This is a genomic window from Sorangiineae bacterium MSr11367, assembly GCA_037157805.1.
GTDB lineage: Bacteria > Myxococcota_A > Polyangia > Polyangiales > Polyangiaceae > Pendulispora > Pendulispora rubella.
The window spans coordinates 263657-285017 of record CP089983.1 but is presented as its reverse complement, the minus strand read 5'-3'; the positions used below and the strand labels follow the sequence as shown (position 1 = coordinate 285017).

Here is a 21361-nt window from a genome sequence, read left to right as displayed (position 1 = left end):
TCTAAAGACGCATGGAAGGAACGCGCGAGGAATCGGTCTCGACGTCGTTGAAAGAGCTGCTTCGCCTGGAGGAGGAGCGACAATGTAGGGAGGAAGAAGAGATCGCGCGGCGTGCGGAGATCGCACGGGTCGAACGCGAAGCGCGCGAACGCGCCGCGTTGGAGGCCGACCAGGACAAGAAGAAGCGGGCCGCCGAAGAACGCGAGGCGGCGGCGGCTCGGCAGCGCGAAGCCGAAGACGCGCGGCAACGCGAGGGCGAGGCGGCGGCGGAAGAGCGCCAGCGCGCGCACGAGCGGGAGCTTGCGCGCCTTCGTGCCGGAAATGCCACCCCTTCCTCTTCGCCTTCCCCGCGCAGCGGGCTCGCGATCGGCCTTTTGGCGGGAACGGCCTTGACGGTGGCGTTGGCGTCCGCCGGCTACGTCGGTTTTCTGCAGCCGCAGATCGCGCGGGCCAATGACGCCACGCTGCGTATTCTCAAGGAGCGCAGCACGCTGCGCGAGCAGGTGACGCAGGTCGAGCGTGCCCTGACCGAGGAGCGCGCCAAGTTCGCCGCGTTGCAGGCCGAACTCACGGCCGCCCGCCAGCATGGCGAGCGGCTTGAGCGCGATCTCGAGGCGGAGCGGCGCGGCCGCCCATGGACACCGGCCGCGACACCTGCGGCGGTGGTTCGTCCAAAGGAGACGGCACCATCACCACCAACGTTGCCCCAGCGCCCGTGCGCGCAAGGCGATCCGCTCTGCCCCTGAGACTTCCCTATCCTAGGTCAGGGCGTCCAGAGGATGGACGATGTCTTGTCATTCAAGGCACCCATATTGTCCACGCCCGCGCCAACATCGAGGGACGCGCCGCCGAAGTTGCCGTGTTCGTAATGGTAGCCATGGAAGCAACCGGTTCCGCCGTAAATGAGGGCCGACGAAATGGTGTCGTTCCAACCCTGCGGCATCGAGGAATAGTACTTATTTCCAGTGTTGCATCCGCTCGAGGCCGTGACGGCGAGGGACGGATACCGGAAGCCGGCGTGTTCGTATTCGCGTGCGATGACGACCTCCGCCAACGGAGCGGCGCTCCTCGCCGAGCGCTCGACGGCTTCGTCCACTTCTTCGAACGTGGCATCCTTGGGCAAGTGGACGCGGCCTTTCGTGGCGAACGAGGTGGCCTCGGCGTACGTGTGAAAGCACTTCGGCGCAGGCGCCGCGGCGGGCAGCTCGGCCCGAGAGTCCGTCACGGCGACCGCCCGAACGACACAATGGGGAAATTCGGCCGACACCGTATCCGACGCCGCCAAACGTTCCGATGTTTCTCCGACGCTCTCCCCTTCATTTTGGGGTTCGGCCGCGCAATTCACCAAAGACGCGAATAGCAAACATAGGCCAGAAGAAAGGCAAACCGATTTCGTATTCATTCTTGTCTCCTGATCGAACATCGGCGGATGCATTCGAGCTTTCCGCCTCTTGGTTCTAGATACGGGAGACGCTCGCCATCCTTTCGGGTTGCGACGTTTCTTCTTTTTTTCTCGCTCGAAGACGGATGCGCCAAGAAACTACATCGAACGCGCCAAGCATTTTGCCGATATCGAATGATTACGCAGTCGACGGGTGCGCGGGGATGTTCAATTTCGAAAGACCACCGTCGAGAACGAATTCGAAACCTCCTTCATGCTGGCGATGTCCGACCCGACGACATGCACCGGCGCCTTCCCCAACTCGCGCCGCACCGCCGGTGTGTAGCGTTCACCCATTCCCCGCATCGCGCACGATTGGACGATTCGAGGACAGGATCGGCCGGACGCGACATCGCCCAGTCCGCTGGATGACAGGCGCGGAGGTCGACCTTATAGTCTCGGCCGACATGGGAGAACGCACGCGGCCTCGGATCGGACTCGGTGTTGCACTACGCCAGACCCCCGCGGGGCTGCATGCGCACACGTCCACCTCGGACCACGTCATCAGCGTGCACGCGGGCCCGCCCGTGCGCTCGTCGTGCATCAAGCACCGAAGTGTGCGCGAGCGTGGCGACATCAATTTGATGCCCGCCGGCATGTCCGACGCATGGTGCGACGACGACGCGAGCGCATCGCTGGATCTGCGCGTTCCCACCTCGCTGCTCCGCTCCGTGGCGGAGGAGATGGGGCTCGCCCCCGAGCGCGCCGGCATCGAGCCACGGTACGAATTTCGCGACGCGCAGATCGAGCACATCGCCTGGGCGCTCGAGGCGGAGAGCCGCGCCGGTTTTCCCAACGGGCTTCTCTACACCGATAGCCTCGGCACCGCCCTGGCGGTGCACTTGCTGGGTCGCTACGCCGCGCCCGCGCCGGATCGCAGCGGTCTGACGCCCGTGCAGGTTCGCCGGGTGAAGGAGTACGTGGAGGAGCACCTCGACGAAAATCTGTCGCTCGTGCGCCTTTCACGCGTTGCCGGGGTAAGCGCCTCGCATTTCAAAACGCTGTTCAAGCGCTCCATGGGCGTCCCGGTGCACGAATACGTGGTTCAGCGAAGGGTCGAACGCGCCCGGCTGCTGCTGCAACAGGGGGAGCTCCCGGCCACGCAAATTGCGCTGGACGTGGGCTTCTCGCACCAGAGCCACATGGCACGCTGGATGCGACGGGTGCTCGGCGTCACCCCCACGTCGGTCGCGCGCTCACGAGCCGTCTAGCGCCGACGCGCCGCCATCGTCGAGCGGAGAGGATCCATGCACGGCGGCCGGTTCGCCCCTCGTAACGGGGGACGGGATCGACGGCGACGAAGCCGCACGAAGCGAGGCCACCACGAACAACGTGCACGCTCCCGCGAGCACGAAAGCCCGCTGCGCCCAACGGCGACGACGAAGGCGCTCTTCGTTCCGGCGCGTCACGTTCGACAGGACACGCGCCGCGCGCACGCCATCCCATGCGACGGGTTGCGCGCGCGCGCTCTGCACCGCGTCTTCGAGCTGCGCGCTACTCATGGCTGGGGCCCTTTCGGGGAAAGACGGCGCTCGAGGCGCTCTTCCGCATCGGCGAGCCGCCGCTTCACGGTGGCCAGCGACACCTCGCAGGCGGCTGCGGTCTCGGGGAGGCTCAGGGCCACCACCCGGTGCAAGATCCACGGGATGCGCAGATCTTCCGGCAGGCGCCCGAGCGCATCGTACAACTCGTCGACGGCCTGACGATCGCGCGGATCGGAAGCGGGTGCGGCAAAATCGCGAATCCAGAAGGCGAACAGGCTGCGGCGCCGGCGGCGCGCCAGGATGCGGCGGGTGCGGCGCACGGCGATGGTGACCAGCCAGGCGCGAACGGCGGAAGGCGCCTCCAGGCTCGCCAGGCCATCGAGGGCGTCGAGGAATGTCTCCTGGACGACGTCGTCCACCTCGGCATCGCGCCCCATGATGCGGTGCACGACGCCGGCCACGTAGCGCGCGTGCTGGGAATAGAGCGCCTCGAAGTCCAATTCGGCCGGCGAGGCCGAGGTCGAAGCGGTAAGCGGGCGCGCGACAGCTAGCACATACCTTATGTACGCGGGGAACGGCGAACCGGCTCAAAAAAGATGCGGTGCCATTTCATGAGCCGGTCCGGGCCTTTTCGCGTCCTCGAGGTACATGGATACGACGAGCGTGCGCTTCGACGCGGCGGTGCCGGCTATCGCCTATGCGCTCGTGCCGTGGAGCCCTCTCCTTCCGGTGGCGTTCGCAAGGCGCCCGACGAACCACGTGCACCTCGTGGCCCTGGTGATGGCCATCGCGGGACTTGCAGCGCATGCGTCGGGCCGGCTCTCGCTCGTGGTCGTCGCGGCCATGCTGCTTGCCCTGCTCCTGGCGCTGCGGACCGTGGACGATATCGATCGGGCGCCTGCGGTGCTGGTGGCGACGGTGGTGGCGGTGGGCTTTCTCGTCGTCCGCGACATCGAGGTGCTGCCGGCGCGGGTGCTCGAGGGCCTTGGACTGCCCACCACCAACGTGCCGCCTTTCACGGCCGTGGCGGCGAGGACCGTGCGCATCGCCACTGCCGCCACGACGGGCCTCACCGCCACGATTCTGCTCGTGCCGCGCGCCTGGTTGCCGGTGAAGCGCAGCGTGGCCATCGTCACCGCGGGCGCGCTCGCGTGGCTCGTGTTGCAGGTGCATGTGTACCCGGCGTTGCGCGGGCGCCTCTCGCCCGCGGCCGCACGCGAGACGTGGGAACGCGTCCACGCGGAGGGCGAGTCGCTCGGGGTCCTTGGCGTCGACCCGCGCGCGCTCAGCGACACACCGGCGGCGCCACTCACCGATGCGACGGCCGCGGGAAAGTGGCTCGCCACGGCTCCGGCTGCGCGGCGCTACGTGGCCCTCGCCTCGACGGAGCTCCCGAGGCTCAATGCCGTATTCCGCACCGAACGCCACGCCAACGTTCCCGTCCTGGCCGGCGGTGACGGCACCGTCATGCTCGCCGCGAGCGCGCTCGCCAGCGGCGAACGAAGCGAGAGCCCGCTCGATGCCGTCGTGCGCAACGAGCCACCCGCCGGACTGCGCCCCATCGACGCCGTGGCGGGCGACCGGCTCGAGCTCGTCGGGTGGGACCTCCGCGATGCACGCGGGGGCCCCCTCCAGACCGCGAGCGTGGGCAAGCGCATGCACGTGCGCCTCGTCCTGCGCGTGCGCGCTACCGAATCCATGGGTGCATACTGCACATTTTTGCACATCGACCACTCGCCCACGCGCTTCGCCGCCGAGCACCGCGAGCACCCGTACCCCATGTCGGTCTGGCAAGCGGGCGACGTCATCGTCGACGACTTCGAGGTCACCTTGCCGCCGCACTTTCGCGCCGGCCAATATGCTCTTTGGTGGGGCATCGGCGAGCTCCCCTGCCAGGACGACCGCCGCATGCCCGTGACGTCGGGCCCCAACGACGGCCACGGCCGCATACGCGGCGGCAACTTGGAGGTTCGATGATCGTCGCGGCGCTTCTCTCGTTCGTGCTCGTACTTCGATTCGCCGTGCGCGGTGTGCTGCCGGCGTGGGCCGTCGCCATCCTCGCACCGTGCACGCTGCTCGCGGCAGCATGGCTCTTCGTCCGCGGAAAGCCGCGGCAGGACCTCTGGGTCCTCGCCCTCGGTACGAGCACCGCGCTGCCGATGCTCGGTGCCTTCTCCCTGATCGATCCTTGGGAGACGCACTACGGAGAGGTCGCGCGCGAGATGATCGAACGGCGCGACTTCGTCTCCCCGTGGTGGGCGCAGGACGGCTGGTTCATGACCAAGCCGGTGCTCATCTTCTGGCTCGAGGCCCTCGCCATGGTCGTCTTTGGCGTTCGCACCGGAGCCGATGGAATCCTCGCCGGAGGGGCCAACCCGGAGTGGGCCTTGCGCATGCCCGCCTTCGCGCTCGCCCTCGCCGGTGTGTACATTCTCTACGACGGCGTCGCGCGCACGTGCGGGCGGCGGGCGGGTTTTCTCGGGGCGCTCGTGCTCTGGACCATGCCGGGGTTCGCGCTACTAACGCACCAAGCGACGACGGACATGCCGCTCATCGGCGGCGTTGCGGCGAGCCTCGGCCTTTTGCTGCGCGCGCTCCACACACCCGAGAGTGCGCAGGCCAGCGGACGCCCCCTCGCGGTATGGGTCGCCCTTCTCACGGTGCCGCAACTCGCGATCGTCGCGCTTGCGCCGCGCCTCGTGGCGGGGTCTCCGCACGCGTGCACCCTGCCCGGGCAGCGCGCCTGTGCCGAGGTCGCACTGGCCCACCCTGGGTTTTCCCCGTGGCTGCAGGTCGCACTCTTCCTGCCGCTCCTCGTCTGGCTGCTCGTGCGCATCGCCACGGAAACGCGCCTCGCGCACCTCCTCGCGCTGGGTGCGTGGACGGCCGCGGCCTTCGCCGCCATGGCAAAAGGCCCCGCGGGGCTCGCCTTCCCCGCGGCGGGCGTGGTGCTCGTTCTCGTGTCGCGCCGCACGCACCGGCTGCCCGAGACCTTGCGCCTTCTGGAAATTCCCACGGGCCTTTTGCTCTCCGTGATGATGATCGGCCCCTGGTACTTGGCCATCTGGGCGCGCCACGGACGCGGCTTCCTCGACGAACTCGTCATGACCCACATGATCGGCCGCACCCTCACGCACCTGCACGACGTCAACGAGGCCGAGGACGTGGGCCTCATCTACTTCGTGCGCCAGCTCGGATACGCGACGTTCCCCTGGTCCGGGCTGCTCGCCGCCGCGGCCCTTTCCTTCCCGCGAAGGGACGACGGCTCGCACCGCACGGGGGCGCGCACGCTGCTCTTCGGCTCTGCGCTCTTCACCTTCACCTTGGTGTCGGCCATGCGCACCAAGTTCCATCATTACGTGCTGCCCGCCGTGCCGCCTCTCGCCATGCTCGTGGGCATTTGGCTCGACGAACGCCTTTCCGAGGCCGAAAAACCGGGTCGCCGCCGGCTCCTCGCGAGCGCGGTCCTCGCCTTCGGTGCGGCCTGCGTCCTCGCACTGGTCACCCGCGATCTCGGCGCCAGCCCATCGCACCTCATGAAGCTTTTCACGTACCGCTACCAGCGCGACTGGCCATCCGCACAGGCCTTCGCGCCCGCGCTGGTCATCTTCGGTGTCCTCACCACCGTGGCAAGCCTCGCGCTCGCCATACGCCCCTGGCGCCGCCACGCCGTGCTCGCATTGGGTGCACTCGCCGTGGGGTGCACCTTGCTCTTGCTCGACGGGTACCTCGTGCGCTGCGCCCCCAACGGCGGACAGCGCCACGTCATGGACGCGTACTACCGCGCGCGAAGCGACACCACGACGCCCTTGGTGGCCTACGAGCTCAATTGGAAAGGTGAAAATTTCTACACGGGAAATCACCTCGCCATTTTTCTTTCCGGGGGCTCGCCCATGCGCACGTGGCTCGACGCAAAGCAGCGCGCGGGCGAGCACACCTTCTTCTTCGTCACCGAGCGCAGCCGAATTCGGGGCTTGCGCGCGGAGCTCGGCCCAACGCGCGCATTCGAGGAGCTCACCGACGCTTCCGCCAGCGCCGAGTTCGCCCTCGTCCGCGCGGAGTTATGAAGCTAAAGTCGGGGGCATGTGCCGCAACATCCGTGTCCTTCTCAATTTCGAGCCTCCCACCACGGAAGAGGAGATTCGGGCGGCCGCCCTGCAATATGTGCGCAAGGTGAGCGGCACGCGCAAACCGTCGAAGGCCAATCAAGAGATCTTCGATCGCGCCGTCGATGAAATTGCGCGCATCACCGGCCATGTGGTGCATGGGATGGAGACCCAGAGCGCACCGCGCACCCGTGAAAACGAGGCCGCCAAGGCCAAAGCCCGTGGCGCGAAACGCTACCAAACGCGGGAGGCGTCATGAGCCGCATCGCGCTTGCGCCCGTCACGTTTGCCGCATTTGCCGCCTTCGGCTTGGCCATGCCCCCCACCGTGGCGCTGGCCGCGACGCCGTTCAAAGTGCTCCAGCTCAATTTGTGCAATAGCGGACTCGCCGGTTGCTACGAAGACGGCAAAGCGATTGGCGAGGGCATCGCCAAAATCGATTCGCAGCAACCGGATGTCGTCTCCGTCAACGAAGTATGCGAGGACGACATCGCCCGCATGGGCAACGAAACGGGGTACAGCGCGTACTTCTTTCCTGCGCGAAAACGCACGGGCAGCGAAACGCCGCCCTACCTATGCAAGAACGGGCACCCGTACGGCATTGGCTTTTTGGCCCGGCCCGATCATGGCGATTTGGTGAACACTCCGCAATATCGCTGGTACACGAACCAAGATACGGGCAGCAGCGAAATGCGGGTCATGGCCTGCGGCGAATATTCCGAGTTCGTCTTTTGCACGACCCACCTGGCCACCGTAGGCTCCATCGCCATGAAGCAGTGCCAGGAGCTCATGACCGACGCAGTAGCTCATGCGGCGCACAAGCCCACGGTGGTCGCAGGAGACCTGAACATGCGCTACCAGGGTGCACCCAACGTGCAGGCCTGTGTGCCCAGCGGCTTCTTTCGCAAGGGCGACGGCAGCGTGCAACACGTCATCGCGCAGCAGTCCGCCTTCGGTTTTTCATCCACGCGGACGCTGTCGATGTCCTATACGGATCATCCTGCCTTCGTCGTGAATCTTCTCAAGAACTAAAATATCGAATCCATATGATGACCAAAACACTTCTTCTCGCCTCGTCTTGCCTTCTCGGCGTTCTCGCGTTTTCCCTCGCACAATGCAGTAGCGATAGCGACAATCCGAGCGGACCGCCGCCGGTGCCCAAAGAATGCGAGGACGAACCGAACAAGAAACCGACGTGCACGACCGATGAATTGGGCGTTTTCGTCTCGCCGTTGGGGAAAGACGATGGTGCAGGCACGCGCACCGCGCCCGTCAAGAGCCTGGCCAAGGCACTCGAGAAGAGTGGGAACAAGCCGTTCATCTATCTTTGCGAGGGCAACTACCCCGAGGCGCTGACCATCGCGCGCGGCATGGGGGTCTACGGCGGGCTTTCGTGCGACGGAAGCTGGAACTACACCGGCGGCGCCACCAACGTGGTCCCCCCGAGCGGCACCGCCCTGACGATCGCGAACGCCGCCAATCCGGTCATCGTCGCGGACATCTCGTTCACCAGCGTGAATGCGTCCACACCGTCCGGATCGAGCATCGGCGCGTGGTTCGTGCAATCGAACGCCGTCACCCTGCGGCGCGTGAACATCACGGCGGGTGCAGGGGCCGACGCGAATGCCGAGCCGCCGACCCTCGCCGCATTGGCGCCCCCCGCGGCCCCCAAGGGCAACGACGCCGACGGCGGAGGTCCCGGTCCGGAGCAGCGCAACACCTGCGAAGGTCTCGCGGCGCCCAGCGATCAAAGCGTGGGCGCGTCCGGCGGCGGCCGCAACGAAGACGGCGGCGCAGGAGCCCCCGTGCTTCCGCCGAAACCCGAGGCCAACACCGGGGCAGGCGGCGACACGCATTCGAGCTGCCCGCAAGGCGCCGGCGTCGCGGGCGCGTTCGGGGCGGGCGGCGAAGCGAGCCCCGAGGGCGGCCCCTTTGGCTTCCTGACCGCGACCGGCTACGTCCCGGCCGATGGCACACCTGGTCGCAACGGCGCCACGGCGCAAGGCGGCGGCGGTGGTGCGGGCCGAGGCGGGTCGACCGCGTTCGGCGGCGGCGGCGGGGCGGGCGGCTGCGGCGGAAAAGGAGGCGCGGGTGGGCACGCGGGCGGTTCGAGCATCGCGCTCCTCGTCTTCCGCACCCCGGTGACCCTCACGGGCAGCAAGCTTCACGCCGGCAAGGGCGGCCTCGGTGGTCCCGGAGGCGGCGGCCAAATGGCGCAGCAAGGCGGCGCCGAAGGCAAAGGCAACAGCGCGCTAAGCGGCAGCGGCTGCGCAGGGGCCATGGGTGGCCACGGTGGCGGCGGCGCAGGCGGCAACGGCGGCGCAGGCGGCTCGTCCATCGACTTCGCGTATGCGGGCACCGCACCCACCATCGATGGCTCGCAGATCGGCGCGGCGGACTCGTTCGCGAACCAAGGCTGGACGCTCTCACCGTCCGTCAGCGCCGGCGGTGCGGCCGGCGCCCCGGGTGCAAAGGTGGTCGCTGCCAGCGAGGCCGGCCAGGCAGGGCGCGCAGGCGCGGCGGGTAAAATCCAGGCCGTCACCCCCTTGCTCGAAGGGCGTTGATGGCTCTACGCACGATGACCTAGGCGAACTTAGGAGGCTCGTTCATGTCGCAGGCTCTCACGTCCCTCATTCAGCGCGAGTGGCAATACCAAATCGAGCAAAGCCCCGTGTACGCGTCCTTGATGGGCGATCACCGGTACGACGATCGCTGGGACGATTTGAGCCTCGCCGGCCTCGAGCAGGATTACCGCCACGGCCTCGCCGTGCTCGACGAACTGCGCGCCATCGATCGCGACGGCCTATCGGCCGAGGACCAGCTGAATTACGACCTATTCCGCCGCGATTACCAATTATGGACCGAGGAGTACGCGCGCAAGCAGCACCTCGTTCCCACGACGCATTTCAGCTGGCTCCCCGAGGGGGCGCGGCAGCGTCCCGGCATCCAGACCGCGTACCAACTGGCCGATCAACTGCGGTTCGAGACGGTCCACGACTACGAGAACTGGATCGCTCGGCTGCGCGGCTTCCGGACCTTGATCGATCAGATCGTCGCCTTGATGCGCGAGGGCGTGCGCGAGCGGCTCGTGCCGCCGAGCATCGTCCTCCGGCGCATCCCTGCGCAAATCGAGAAGCAGCTCGTCGACGACGCCGCCCGCAGCGATTTTTACGGTCCCTTCACGCGCTTTCCCTCGGCCATCGAGGCTGACACGCGCGCACGGCTCGCGTCCGAAGGCCTCGACGCCGTCGCGAACGGCGTGCAGCCGGCCATGCGCCACTTTTTGCAATTCCTGAACGAGGAATACCTCCCCGCGGGCCCGGAGGCCGTCGGCATTGGACACTGGCCGGACGGCGCCGACACGTACGCGTTTCTAGCGCGCAAATACACGACCACCGCCTTCACTCCCGACGAAATCCACGCCCTGGGCCTCGCGGAGGTCGCGCGCATTCGCGGTGAGATGGAAACCGTGAAGGCGAAAACCGGCTTCACCGGCTCGCTGCACGAGTTCTTCCATTTCCTGCGCACCGATCCGCGCTTCTATTGCAAGACCGGCGAGGAGCTGCTTTTGCAATCGCGCAACTTGGCCAAGCGGATCGATCCGCTGTTGGTCAAGCTGTTCAAGACCTTCCCGCGGCAACCGTATGGCGTCGAGCCCACCCCGGAGGCGATGGCGCCGGACGCGACCACCGGCTTCTATTTCCCAGCGGCGGCCGACGGCTCGCGCGCGGGGCTCTATTACGTCAATCTGTACAAGCCGGAAACGCGCCCGCGTTGGGAGATGGTTCCGCTCACCTTGCACGAGGCCGTGCCGGGTCATCATTTCCAAACGCAGCTCGCCGCCGAGCAACGCGATATTCCCGACTTCCGCCGCTTTGGATTCCATGTCGCGTACGGCGAAGGATGGGCCCTCTACGCCGAAACCTTGGGCGACGAACTCGGATTGTACGACGACCCGTACGACAAATTCGGGCAGCACGTGTTCGACATCTTCCGCGCCGTTCGCCTGGTGGTCGACACCGGCCTGCACGTCCGAGGGTGGACCCGAAAGCAGGCCATCGACTACTTCCTCGAGAACACGCCGCGCCCAGAGCTCGACATCACCAACGAGGTCGACCGCTACATTGCCCTGCCCGGCCAGGCCCTGGGCTACAAAATCGGCCAATTGAAAATCCGCGAACTGCGCACCCGCGCCGAACGTACCCTGGGCGATCGCTTCGATGTGCGCGCCTTCCACGATGTCGTGCTCCTCCAGGGCTCGCTCACCTTGGACATCCTCGAGCAGCGCGTCGACGCCTGGATTGCGCAGGGCTAGAGCGCCTGGAAGATATCGACCAATGCGTCGCTGAAGGCGCGGGCCATTTTGCCAGTGGGGTCGAGGTCGGGATCGAAGATCGCGATATCCATTCCGGTGACCAACCCGGAGGATAGAAACTCCGACAAGACGGCTTTCAATTCCGCATAGGAAAGGCCATCGGGCGAGCGCGAATCGACGGCGGGCATGATGGCGTCGTCGAGTACGTCGGCGTCCAGGTGAATCCACACGTCGTCCACGCTCTGCGTGCGAAATCGCGCGACGACGTCGCGGGCCGCTCGTTGGGCGCCCTTTTGGCGGATTTTGGCCAACTCCACCAACTCGAGCTTGGACCTGCCGCGAAAGTCTCGCAAATCATCCGGATCGCGCGCGGCGAACAAGACGGCGTCTTCTTCGCGAACCAAAGGCATGCGGCCACCGAACCGCTGCATCGAGGGCGGGCCGTACCCCGTGGCCAGCGCCAGGGCGATGCCCCCACCCACGGCAGGCGGAGGCCCGAAATCCGTGTGGGCGTCCATGTAAATGAGCCCGCGGTGCTTGCGCGACGAGGACGCGGAAAGCGCGCCCACGAGGATGCTGCAATCGCCGCCAAGCACCAGCGCGAACTCCCCGCGCTTGGTCACCTCTTCCACGCCCTGGGCGAGCTTTTCCGAATAGGCACGAATCGCGGGCGCATTGTAAATGCGCGTCTCGGGATCCTTCTCGAATGCGTACGCTGGCGGCGCCACCGCCCCCCGATCCGTTGCACCGAGCCGCGCCACCAGGTCGGTGGCGCGAAGGGCCCCCGCCAGCTTGCGCACCCCCGGCTCGTGCCCCGGCTTGGGCGGGCGAAGCCCGAGGTTGAACGGCGCATCCACCACGCCGATGTGGACCTTGCTGACGGGCGGCGCCGGCGCAACGACCGGGGTGGGCGGATCTGCGCTCGTCGTTGCGACGGGGCTCGGCGATTTGGTGCAGGCAAGCAGGAAAAGCGCTGCGATCGACACATAACCAGTAAGTCGCATCTTACCGGTTATGGTCGAACGCGCCTCGGCTGTCAATGGGCGGGCTTTTCGGCCGTCGCCATCTCCGTGGCCAGCTCGATCATGCGGCATCCAAGCCGCGCGAGTTCCTCGGCCAATTGACGGCTGGCCGCCCGTTGCGAACCCTGCATACCCGACGGAGGGACGAGCTGTTCCACTTCGTCGAGCAGGGTGCGCAGCACGGCGATCTGAATGCGCACTTCCGCAGTCGCGTCTTCGTTCGCACGATGGGCATGCGAGTAGGGGGATTGAACCATGATGGCCACGTGAAGCACCTCCTCGGGGCTTTGCTTCTGAACCGCGCCCGCGCGCCTGGCGTGAGCAAGACGGAGGCCATCGATGCACGTCGAAGACGCCGTCGCGCGGGGACAAAAAAACCGCGCGAATGCGCCGCGTCATCCCGGACACGTCACCACAAATGTGCCACAGGTCTGAGGCGTTTCTGTGAGCGCCTTCGTCATCGCGCAACCTGTGGCGGCGGAGAAATGCGCGAACGGTCACTTTCGCGCTGGCGGGTACAAGCGATTTCCGGATATCCAAACAAGGGACGATCGCCATACGACGACGAAGCGCTCCGCGCTCACGGGTCGTGCTATCCTGCGGCCAATGGGTGTTTTTGCCGTCTGCTTGCAATCGCGCGGTCTCACCGCGACGAGCGGGTGGGACGCCGTCGAGCGCCAGTTCGACGGCATGTTCGCGGCAGGCGTGGCCGCCTGGCCCTCGGTGCGCGTGGAGCCGGAGGCGTTCGCGCACTACGTCGCCGCGCGGCTTCCCGATGGTGGCTCGCTCGAAGAAGCGCTATCCGCCGTTCATGGCGCGGATCTGTATTTGGCCTGCGCGTGCGCATCGGGAAGTACTGGCGCCATCGGTGTCTTCGACGCCGCCATGCGCGACGTCGCCGAGGGCACCTTGGCCCGCTTCCCGGGTGCGCGCGTGTTGGGCGACGACACCCGCCAAGTGCTCGGCGCGAAGCTCTTCGTGTCGGAGGGCGGAGCGCCGCCGCGGATTGCCGAATATTCGGGGCGCGGAAGTCTGCGCGGGTGGTTCCGCGTCGCGCTTTCGCGGCAGATCTTAAGTGCCATTCGCGCCACCAAACGCGAAGTCGCATTGGACGAAGACCAGCTCGCGCTCACCCCGGCCTCGAGTGGAGATCCCGAGCTGTCGCATTTGCGGCGGCGCTTTTCGTCCGAGTTTGCCCAGGCCTTCGCCGCCGCCATGCGCGCGCTGGAAAGCTCCGAGCGCAACGTGCTGCGGCACCACTACATCGATGGCCTATCGATTGACGAGATTGGCGCCATTTACCGAATTCACCGGGTGACGGCGGCGCGCAGGCTGGCCCGCGCGCGCGAGGCGCTGGTAGCGGGCACGCGGCGCTTTCTTGCGGCGCGCCTGCATGCCAGCCCGAGCGAACTTCGAAGTGCGATGCGCATCCTCGATGGTGCCGTCGACATCACGCTGCAGCGTGCGCTTCGCGAAACGGGGCCTTTCGAAGACAATCCGTCGTCTTCGGTCCATCCTGTCTCGAAATGATGCGCGCACGGCTCTATGGTGCACGGCATGATCGAGCTGGTCGCTTTCGATGCGGACGATACGCTGTGGCATAACGAATCCATCTTCACGGTCACGCAGGAGAAATTCCTCGCGTTGATGAAGCCGTTCGTCTCCTCCGAGGGACTCGAGGAGCGGCTCGTGGCCACCGAGATCAAGAATTCGAAGCTGTTCGGTTACGGCATCAAAGCGTTCATGCTGTCGATGATCGAGACGGCCATCGAGCTCTCCGAAGAGAGGGTCGGCGCACGGCAAATCCAGGAGATCATCGACGCGGGCCGGGCGATGCTGCAGCACCCCGTGGAGCTGTTGCCCGGCGCGGCCGACGCCGTGGCCAAGGTGAGCGAGACGCACAAGGTCATGCTCATCACCAAAGGGGATCTCTTGGATCAGGAGTCGAAGCTCGCTCGCTCGGGCCTGGGCGATCGGTTCTCCGCCGTAGAAATCGTCTCGGAAAAGCGGCCCGCCACGTACGAGCGCATCCTCACCCGGCTGGGCGTCGCGCCGGAGAAGTTCTTGATGGTGGGCAACTCGCTCAAGTCCGATGTGGTGCCGGCGCTCGACATCGGGGCGGTCGGCGTGCACGTGCCCTACCACACGACGTGGGCTGCGGAGCGGGTGGAGGACGAGGCGGCGGTCCGCAAGCGTCCGCGGTTTCATCACCTCGACTCGCTGGCCGAGCTGCCGGCGTTGCTCGCGCGGCTCGACACCACGGTGTAGGGTCGGGGTTACGGCGGCATCGCGATGAAGGCCGCCGCGATGAAGTCGATGAATGCGCGAAGCCGCGCGAGCGGATAGCGCTGCTCGGGGTAGACGATGTACGCCGTAGGTCCGTGCATCACGAGATCGGGGAACAGCGTACGTAGGCGGCCGCGTTCGATCTCGGGCGCGGCGACGTACGTGGGGAGGCGGGCGATGCCCAGTCCGGCCACGGCGGCGGTCCGCAGCGCGGCGTTGTCATCCGAGCCAAAGGGACGCGGTTCGACGTCGATGTCGCGATCGACGAACCGCCACGGGGTGGGCTTGCCATCGCGCACGTACGCGAGCGTCGCATGGTCCGCAAAGTCGTCCAGGCGCCGTGGCGTGCCCCGTTTGCGCAGGTACGCGGGCGAGGCGCAGACCACGGTGCCCGTGGGCCCGAGCTTCCGACGAACCAAGCGAGGATCGCGCAACGGACCGAGGCGAAGGCCGGCGTCCAAAAATTCCACGATGCGCGGGGCCAGCCACGGCTGCCCGAGGTCCACGGGCGCCGTGATGCGAAGCGGGCCGCGAATCCCCGTGGCCGCGGAGAGCTCTTTGCGCACGTCGCACGCTTCCAGCATGATGCGCGAGCCGCGCTCGTAGAGGGCGTCGCCCCGAGGGTGCGCGCAGCCGCACTGCAGCTCCCCGCCTCGACACTGCGGACGAACGCGCTCAAGCCGGCCAGAGGATCGCGCAAAATGGTCGTTCACGAATTCTAGGCACAGGTGGTGTGCCGAAGCACCCCCTACCCGAGCTTCACGCTTCGCCTATCCATGGTAGCCCTCGCCAAGCAGATCCCCGGCGCCCGCCTGCTCCGGCTGGAGGGCCAGGGTCATCTCGCTCACGTGGAGGCGCCGGAGCGGCTCGCCTCCGCGATCTTGGCGTAAATCAACGTGTCGCGCAGCTCGCCATTGGGCTCGCGGGCATCGTGGCGCAAACGTCCTTCCAAGGTGAAACCGCAGCGCTCGGCCACCTGCTGGCTCCGCGCATTGCGGTGGCTGCAGCGAATCTCCACCCGCACCGCCGCAAGCGTCGTCATGGCGAAATCGGTGAGCGCGCGCACGGTCTCGGTGACGTACCCCTGCCCTTCGAACGAGCGGCGCACCCAATAGCCAATCTCGAACCGCGGCACGTCCCAATCCATGCGGTGAAGGCCGGTGCAGGCCACGTGCGTGCGCCGATCCGCCAAAAAGACGTACATCGGCAGATCGGTCCGAGCCAAGAACGCCGCATGGTGCTTCCGCGCGATGGCCTCCGACTCATCGACCGTCGGCCGCTCCCGCGCCCAAGGCATCGTCTCGTGGAGCGATTCCCACGTTTCGAGAATGCTGGCATTCACCACCAATCCGTCCCCCGGCAAGGGTCGGCGAATGTACAGGCGCGCCGTTTTGATGGCCTCCGGCAAATCGATCAAGATGGGGTTCATGCCCCATCCTAACTCGACCGGGGCTGCCTTTGTGCGAGCAGAAGGGCGGCCGCCGATGCGGAAAAGACGGAGTAGTCGAGCGGCGATTTGACGCCGAACGAGATGGCCATCGCCGTGCCGAACACCGCCAGCAACGCGGCCGCCCCGAAGGCCACCCAGCGCAGACGAAATCCCACGATGAGCGCAATACCGAACGATGCCTCGCAGATCGTGGCGGCCACCGCGAGGAAAGGGATCGTGAAGGCCGGCATGAACGCGTTCACCTCCGCGGTGTACGCCATGAACTTGGTGAAGTTCGAGCCATTGCCCAGAAGCCCCAATCGACTCGCCACCGGCGAGAGAAACGCCAGACCAAGCGCCAACCGTGCATAGAACACGGGCAGTTGGGCCTTAGATGTAGGTTGCAACACGCGCCGGCTGTCCATGTTTCTCGCACCATTCGAGGTACATCTTCTGGCTTTCGCGCGCATCGGACACTCGGGTCACGGTCCCCTTCTCGTCGAGGTATTCGATGGATCCGTTCACCTCGATATGCACGACGCACGCTTCGTCGCCATGCTGCCTCCAGGTGTCGCAGTTGCCCGGCGGCTCGTACACGTAGGTGCCTGGGCCAATGATTTCCTTCGTGTTGATGAGGTAACGCGAACCTTGCACATTGAACGCGTGCACCTCGCCGGTGTGACGGTGCGGCGGAACCACCGTGCCCGGCTCCAGCCGCAAGAGAAGCTGCCAGCCGGCATTGTCGGGAAAGTACGTAATGGGTTTGAACGAGAGGCCGGGAACGATGGGCACCCAGTCCAATTCCGAGGTGTTCAGGGGCTTCGCATCGCGACGGGCGAGGGTCTTCGTGGTCATGGTCTTGCGCTCCAGTTCGATGTTGCAGCCCTTGTTTTAAGGGTCCTCTTGGACTTGGTCGATGACCAAAAATACGTTATTTTGACCAGACCAAGTGGACATCTACCTGAACGCGGACGACCATCGGAGGGGCCTGGCCAGGGCCCTTTACGAGCAAATTCGCCAGGCCATCGCGGAAGGTCGCATTCGCCCGGGGGACCGGTTGCCGCCCTCGCGCGAGCTGGCCAAGCAATTGGCGATTTCGCGCTTCACGGTCACCACGGCGTACGGATACCTCGTCGCGGAGGGTTTTCTCGAGGGCGCGAGCGCCGCGGGGACGCGTGTGACCCTGCCGGCGCGCCGGGGCACCTTGCGTCATGCCGCCCCGTCGTCGTCCCGCGATCGAGGTGCAGCCGTGCCGAATGCACCGTCGAACGAGCCGATGGCCATGCAGCTGGAGCTCGGGGTTCCCAATGCGGCGTCGTTCCCGTACAGCGAATTTCGCACGCAAACATGGCGGGCCATGCGCGAGCTCCGCGCGGACGGAGGCACGGGGTATGGCGACGCAGCGGGCGAGCCTTCGCTTCGCAAGGCCATCGCCACGTGGATTCATCGGTCACGCGGCGTTCGCGCCGCCCCGGAGGAGGTCGTCGTCACGGCGGGCGCCCAGCAGGCGTTCGACCTCGTCCTGAGTGCGCTCGCACGACCGGGAGACACCGTCGCCGTCGAGGATCCGGGTTATCCGCCCTTTCGACAATTGGCCGAGTTGCGCGGGGTGAAGGTCGTTCCCGTGCAGGCCGACCAACATGGCCTCATCGTGGAGTCGCTTCCTCCGCGCGCGAAGCTCGTGTACGTGACACCGTCGCACCAGTTTCCACTCGGGTCGGTCTTGTCCTTGGTGCGGCGGCGCCTCCTGCTCGATTGGGCGCAGGCCACCGGCGCTTTCATCCTCGAGGACGACTATGACAGCGAATTCCGCTTCAGCGACCGCCCGCTGGAACCCATGCAGCGCCTCGACACCGGCGCGCGTGTCATCTACATCGGCTCGTTTTCGAAATCGCTCTCGCCCTCGCTCCGCACCGGCTTCGTCATTGCGCCCCACGAAATCGCCTCCGCCTTGTCCAGCGCGCGGCAACTCCTCGATTGCCATTCCCCCGCGATTCTGCAACGCACCTTGGCGCGCTTCCTCGACGACGGCAGCATGGACCGCCACCTGCGCCGCACGCGCAAACTCTACCGCGTGCGCCATCAATTCATCGTCGACTGGTTCGCCGGCCCCGGCCGCACCTTGGGAAAGCTGATCGCCATCGACGCGGGCCTCCACCTCACCGCAGAACTTCACGACACCTGGGATGAGCACGCCCTCTGCGCACGCGCCCTCGATGCCGGCTTGAGAATTTCGGGCCTCGCGAAGTTCTCCGTCCAATCGATCCGCCCTGGACTCAGCTTTGGATACGGCAACAGCCCTCCAGAGAAACTCGAGGAGGCGTTTCGCATTTTGAAGAAGATATTACGCTAGAAGAGGAGAGGATTGGACATGAAGGCGGGAAGGTGGCGGGAAGGGAACCTTCGCGGGCGGCGCGGAGCGCTTTTTTTTGGGTTTTCAGTTCGCGAAGTGCGCGCATTGAATACCAAAAAAACTTTACTCACTGCTGCTACACGAAGGTTCCGCCTTCCCGTCTTCCCGCCTTCATGTAAATTCTCAGATCAGGGCGCCCATGGCGCAGAGACGTTCCAATAGATGTCCACGGCGAACAAGTCGGGGTTGTCCCACGAGTTGGTCCCGCCGGGGCGGGCCATCCAAAGCTCGGAATTGATGTGGCGGATGTAGTGCTCCTTCATATTGTACGACTCCAGGGCGACACCGGGGCCGCCGACGTCGGCTTGGGCGCAAAAGGTGGCGTCGGCGTCGAAGAGTGCACTTCCGTCGCGGGCCTCTTTGTTGATGCGGTAGTTCTTGTGGCGCAGGTACTGCCCGGGATAATTGCGTGACTCGAGCGAATAGCACGTGGGGTTCGCCAAACCGCGCACGACCTTGAAGGTGGCATCCTGCTTCAACGTGGTCGAACTGTTGCCATCGACCACCTCGGTGAATCCCAGGCCGTCGCGGTGCCGAATGTACCGATTGGTGAAGCCCGTGGTCATCACGCGAAAGGACTCGTTCGCGCCCAGTGGCAGGTCGGCCGAGCTTCGCCACCAAGGGTCGACCAGGTTCCAACTCGCGTCGGCCGCGTAGTTGGCCGCCGTATCCCACGCATTGGATCCGCCGTTGCTGGCGATGTACACCTCCGCATTGAAGTGGCGCAGATGCTTGCCCGGCTCGTTGTACGACTCGAGCGACACGCCCGACCCGGAGAGCCCCGCCTTTGCGCAGAACGTCGCATCGGCATCGAACCCAGCCGTCCCGTCGCGCGCGTCTTTGTAGAGGCGCGCGCCGCGGTGGCGTAGGTAATGACCGGCAAAATTGCGCGACTCGAAGGAATAACACGCGTCGCGTGCGAGACCGCGCACCACCTTGAACGAAGCATCGCGCTTGAGCAAATCGCCGTCGGCGTCGCTCACGACGTCGGTGTACACCAGGCCATCGCGATGACGCAGGTAGCGGTTCGTGAGGCCGGCGGTGGTCACCTGCAACGAGCGCGGCTGCCCCGAACGGATGCCGCCCGGCCCCCCACCGTCATTTCGGTCGAGGGACGCGCGAATCAAGCCCTCGTGCGCGGCACGGATGCGTGCCGTATCCACTTTGACCACGCGCCGGTCGTAGGTCACGAGGCCATTGATCTCGTTTTCGACGTCGGTAATTTCCGTGTAAATCGCCGCGCTCAGCCCCGTGAACTTCATCAACGACGCGTTCATCTGAATCAAACCGATGTAGCGATCGTTCAGCGTGGCCGCGTTGGGTTGCATCTCGTAGCTAAAGCCATTTCCCGGGCTCCACTCGTGGCCTTCCACGCGCAGCCCCAGGCCTCCGTACTCGCCGAGAACGGCCGCGCGGGTCGACGAGGGACGCGGCGAACTGGGCCCCACGTAGGTGTGCCAATCGGCGAAGTCGCCATTGCCGCCATCGACGGCGCCGCAGCAATTGATGCCGCTCATATTGTCCACGAGCCGGCTCGGGTCCCATTGTTTGACCAGATTGGCGAGGCGCGCTTGATCGTATTGGCCCCAACCCTCGTTCTGCACCACCCAGGTGGTCACCGACGGCGCGTTGCGGTGCTCGTCGATCATCTCGCGAAGCTCCCGCTCGAATTGCGCCTTGGCCGCAGCCGACGGCGCCACGGTGTTCATCGCGGGCATGTCCTGCCATACCAAGATGCCCAACTTGTCGGCCCAATAGAACCAGCGCGGCCGCTCCACCTTGATGTGCTTGCGAATCGTATTGAAGCCGAAATCCTTGTGCTGCTGAATATCGAACTTCAACGCCGCGTCCGTCGGCGCGGTGTAGATGCCGTCGGGCCAGTAACCCTGGTCCAGGGTCCCGATCTGAAAGACGAACTGGCCATTGAGCACCGGATGGAGCAACCCATCGACCGTGGCGAGGGCGATGGATCGCATGCCGAAATAGCTGGTAACTCGGTCGACGGTGCCGTTGCCCGACACGAGGGACACGGTCAGATCATAGAGAAACGGGTGGTCCGGCGACCAAAGTTTGGGATTGGGCACCGGCAGGGAAATCTCGGAATCCACGGCGCCGCTCGCCCGAGAGACCTCGGCGCCACCGTCGGTCACCACGGCCTGCACCGTCTGCCCGAAAACCCCGGTGCCGCGCACGGTGAGCTTCAACCGCTGCTGCGCCACGTCCGGCGTGGCCTCGAGCCGGGTGATGTGCGCCGCCGCCGTGGGTTCGAGCCACACCGTCTGCCAAATGCCCGATGCGGCCGTGTACCAGATTCCACTCGGCGACAAACGCTGCTTGCCAATGGGCTGCCCGCCCCCATCGGTGGGATCGTACACCCCGACGATGATCTCGTTGGAGCCCGCGCGTAGTTGGTCGGTCACATCGAAGGAAAAGGCATCGTAGCCGCCCTCGTGCACGCCCATGCGCACGCCGTTCACGTACACGGTGGCCTGCCAATCGACGGCGTCGAAGTTCAATTGGATACGTTGACCGCCCCAATTCGACGGAATGCTGAACGTGCGGCGATACCACATTCGCTCTTCGTGCCGCTGGATTCCCGAAAGGGCGGATTCGATGGGATAGGGCACCAGGACGCGTTCTGCCAAATCGCGTCCGACGGGCGGAGCCTCCCCTGCCACCCCGCGCGCGAATTGCCATTGCCCGTTGAGGTTCTGCCAATTGCTGCGAACCAACTGGGGCCTTGGATACTCGGGCAGGGCATTGTCGGCCGAAACATCCGATGTCCACGGGGTGGTCAGCGGTGCAGCCTGTATCGTCGAAGCAATAGAAGGTTGCACGTCGCCCGATGTAGAAACGGGCGCACTG

The 21361-nt window shown here is 65.8% G+C and carries 21 protein-coding genes; 11 read left to right on the top strand and 10 right to left on the bottom strand.

The features are described from left to right. The first annotated feature begins 11 nt into the window (after positions 1–11). Positions 12–746 carry a hypothetical protein gene (locus LVJ94_01200; protein ID WXB05879.1) on the top strand — a complete coding sequence of 245 codons (735 nt, stop codon included), beginning with the start codon at positions 12–14 and terminating at the stop codon, positions 744–746. Between the two features lie 17 nt (positions 747–763). Here LVJ94_01200 and LVJ94_01195 read toward each other — a convergent pair whose 3' ends face one another. Then, complete coding sequence (locus LVJ94_01195) at positions 764–1225, bottom strand: hypothetical protein (GenBank protein WXB05878.1); 462 nt, start codon at positions 1223–1225, stop codon at positions 764–766. 623 nt (positions 1226–1848) lie between these two features. Here LVJ94_01195 and LVJ94_01190 point away from each other — a divergent pair. Further along, a complete protein-coding gene (locus LVJ94_01190) occupies positions 1849–2652 on the top strand; it encodes an AraC family transcriptional regulator (protein ID WXB05877.1) in 804 nt (267 codons plus the stop codon). Here LVJ94_01190 and LVJ94_01185 read toward each other — a convergent pair. After that, entirely contained in the window at positions 2638–2943 is a 306-nt protein-coding gene (locus LVJ94_01185; protein WXB05876.1) for a hypothetical protein, read from the bottom strand. The two genes, LVJ94_01190 and LVJ94_01185, sit on opposite strands and share 15 nt — an antisense overlap. Next, a complete protein-coding gene (locus LVJ94_01180; GenBank protein ID WXB05875.1) occupies positions 2940–3479 on the bottom strand; it encodes an RNA polymerase sigma factor in 540 nt (179 codons plus the stop codon). Before LVJ94_01180 ends, LVJ94_01185 begins: the two co-directional genes overlap by 4 nt. A 94-nt stretch (positions 3480–3573) precedes the next feature. On the opposite strand from LVJ94_01180, the gene LVJ94_01175 reads away from it, so the two are divergent. Genes LVJ94_01175 through LVJ94_01150 form a run of 6 tightly spaced genes read left to right on the top strand, consistent with a single transcriptional unit; the run spans position 3574 to position 11346 of the window. Continuing rightward, a complete protein-coding gene (locus LVJ94_01175; protein WXB05874.1) occupies positions 3574–4902 on the top strand; it encodes a hypothetical protein in 1329 nt (442 codons plus the stop codon). Continuing rightward, positions 4899–6992, top strand: a complete 2094-nt coding sequence (locus LVJ94_01170) for a glycosyltransferase family 39 protein (protein WXB05873.1) — start codon at positions 4899–4901, stop codon at positions 6990–6992. Before LVJ94_01175 ends, LVJ94_01170 begins: the two co-directional genes overlap by 4 nt. 16 nt (positions 6993–7008) lie before the next feature. After that, complete coding sequence (locus tag LVJ94_01165) at positions 7009–7290, top strand: DUF2277 domain-containing protein (GenBank protein ID WXB05872.1); 282 nt, start codon at positions 7009–7011, stop codon at positions 7288–7290. Next, complete coding sequence (locus LVJ94_01160) at positions 7287–8063, top strand: hypothetical protein (GenBank protein ID WXB05871.1); 777 nt, start codon at positions 7287–7289, stop codon at positions 8061–8063. The genes LVJ94_01165 and LVJ94_01160 overlap by 4 nt, the downstream gene beginning before the upstream one ends. Before the next feature lie 14 nt (positions 8064–8077). Beyond that, positions 8078–9595 (top strand): hypothetical protein, encoded by a 1518-nt coding sequence (locus tag LVJ94_01155; protein ID WXB05870.1) that lies wholly within the window; start codon positions 8078–8080, stop codon positions 9593–9595. 44 nt (positions 9596–9639) lie between these two features. Continuing rightward, the gene (locus tag LVJ94_01150) at positions 9640–11346 is read left to right on the top strand and encodes a DUF885 domain-containing protein (protein ID WXB05869.1); all 1707 of its coding nucleotides are present in this window, start codon (positions 9640–9642) and stop codon (positions 11344–11346) included. On the opposite strand, the gene LVJ94_01145 is transcribed toward LVJ94_01150, so the two are convergent. Beyond that, positions 11343–12350, bottom strand: a complete 1008-nt coding sequence (locus LVJ94_01145; protein ID WXB05868.1) for an arginase family protein — start codon at positions 12348–12350, stop codon at positions 11343–11345. The genes LVJ94_01150 and LVJ94_01145 overlap by 4 nt on opposite strands. 32 nt (positions 12351–12382) lie before the next feature. Further along, entirely contained in the window at positions 12383–12634 is a 252-nt protein-coding gene (locus tag LVJ94_01140) for a hypothetical protein (protein WXB05867.1), read from the bottom strand. A 340-nt stretch (positions 12635–12974) separates the two neighbouring features. Between LVJ94_01140 and LVJ94_01135 the strand changes: the two genes are divergently transcribed. Together LVJ94_01135 and LVJ94_01130 are read left to right on the top strand one after the other, a co-directional pair. Next, positions 12975–13898, top strand: coding sequence for a sigma-70 family RNA polymerase sigma factor (locus LVJ94_01135; protein ID WXB05866.1), 924 nt, complete (start codon positions 12975–12977; stop codon positions 13896–13898). Between the two features lie 27 nt (positions 13899–13925). Then, a complete protein-coding gene (locus tag LVJ94_01130; protein ID WXB05865.1) occupies positions 13926–14636 on the top strand; it encodes an HAD family hydrolase in 711 nt (236 codons plus the stop codon). Between the two features lie 8 nt (positions 14637–14644). On the opposite strand, the gene LVJ94_01125 is transcribed toward LVJ94_01130, so the two are convergent. The 4 genes from LVJ94_01125 to LVJ94_01110 form a co-directional block, all read right to left on the bottom strand. Next, the gene (locus LVJ94_01125) at positions 14645–15367 is read right to left on the bottom strand and encodes a substrate binding domain-containing protein (protein WXB05864.1); all 723 of its coding nucleotides are present in this window, start codon (positions 15365–15367) and stop codon (positions 14645–14647) included. Between the two features lie 131 nt (positions 15368–15498). Continuing rightward, positions 15499–16083 carry a GNAT family N-acetyltransferase gene (locus LVJ94_01120; protein WXB05863.1) on the bottom strand — a complete coding sequence of 195 codons (585 nt, stop codon included), beginning with the start codon at positions 16081–16083 and terminating at the stop codon, positions 15499–15501. A gap of 8 nt (positions 16084–16091) precedes the next feature. Further along, positions 16092–16460, bottom strand: a complete 369-nt coding sequence (locus LVJ94_01115; protein ID WXB05862.1) for a hypothetical protein — start codon at positions 16458–16460, stop codon at positions 16092–16094. Between the two features lie 13 nt (positions 16461–16473). Further along, the gene (locus tag LVJ94_01110) at positions 16474–16938 is read right to left on the bottom strand and encodes a 2,4'-dihydroxyacetophenone dioxygenase family protein (GenBank protein WXB05861.1); all 465 of its coding nucleotides are present in this window, start codon (positions 16936–16938) and stop codon (positions 16474–16476) included. A 94-nt stretch (positions 16939–17032) separates the two neighbouring features. On the opposite strand from LVJ94_01110, the gene LVJ94_01105 reads away from it, so the two are divergent. Beyond that, positions 17033–18436 (top strand): PLP-dependent aminotransferase family protein, encoded by a 1404-nt coding sequence (locus LVJ94_01105; GenBank protein ID WXB05860.1) that lies wholly within the window; start codon positions 17033–17035, stop codon positions 18434–18436. A gap of 188 nt (positions 18437–18624) precedes the next feature. On the opposite strand, the gene LVJ94_01100 is transcribed toward LVJ94_01105, so the two are convergent. Next, positions 18625–21333 (bottom strand): AbfB domain-containing protein, encoded by a 2709-nt coding sequence (locus LVJ94_01100; protein WXB05859.1) that lies wholly within the window; start codon positions 21331–21333, stop codon positions 18625–18627. Between the last annotated feature and the right edge of the window lie 28 nt (positions 21334–21361).

Excerpts from the sequence above, each read along its gene's own strand:
- LVJ94_01200 (WXB05879.1), top strand. The coding sequence starts at position 12 with ATGGAAGGAACGCGCGAGGAATCGGTCTCGACGTCGTTGAAAGAGCTG.
- LVJ94_01190 (WXB05877.1), top strand. The coding sequence starts at position 1,849 with ATGGGAGAACGCACGCGGCCTCGGATCGGACTCGGTGTTGCACTACGC.
- LVJ94_01185 (WXB05876.1), bottom strand. The coding sequence starts at position 2,943 with ATGAGTAGCGCGCAGCTCGAAGACGCGGTGCAGAGCGCGCGCGCGCAA.
- LVJ94_01175 (WXB05874.1), top strand. The coding sequence starts at position 3,574 with ATGGATACGACGAGCGTGCGCTTCGACGCGGCGGTGCCGGCTATCGCC.
- LVJ94_01170 (WXB05873.1), top strand. The coding sequence starts at position 4,899 with ATGATCGTCGCGGCGCTTCTCTCGTTCGTGCTCGTACTTCGATTCGCC.
- LVJ94_01165 (WXB05872.1), top strand. The coding sequence starts at position 7,009 with ATGTGCCGCAACATCCGTGTCCTTCTCAATTTCGAGCCTCCCACCACG.
- LVJ94_01160 (WXB05871.1), top strand. The coding sequence starts at position 7,287 with ATGAGCCGCATCGCGCTTGCGCCCGTCACGTTTGCCGCATTTGCCGCC.
- LVJ94_01155 (WXB05870.1), top strand. The coding sequence starts at position 8,078 with ATGATGACCAAAACACTTCTTCTCGCCTCGTCTTGCCTTCTCGGCGTT.
- LVJ94_01150 (WXB05869.1), top strand. The coding sequence starts at position 9,640 with ATGTCGCAGGCTCTCACGTCCCTCATTCAGCGCGAGTGGCAATACCAA.
- LVJ94_01145 (WXB05868.1), bottom strand. The coding sequence starts at position 12,350 with ATGCGACTTACTGGTTATGTGTCGATCGCAGCGCTTTTCCTGCTTGCC.
- LVJ94_01135 (WXB05866.1), top strand. The coding sequence starts at position 12,975 with ATGGGTGTTTTTGCCGTCTGCTTGCAATCGCGCGGTCTCACCGCGACG.
- LVJ94_01130 (WXB05865.1), top strand. The coding sequence starts at position 13,926 with ATGATCGAGCTGGTCGCTTTCGATGCGGACGATACGCTGTGGCATAAC.
- LVJ94_01120 (WXB05863.1), bottom strand. The coding sequence starts at position 16,083 with ATGAACCCCATCTTGATCGATTTGCCGGAGGCCATCAAAACGGCGCGC.
- LVJ94_01110 (WXB05861.1), bottom strand. The coding sequence starts at position 16,938 with ATGACCACGAAGACCCTCGCCCGTCGCGATGCGAAGCCCCTGAACACC.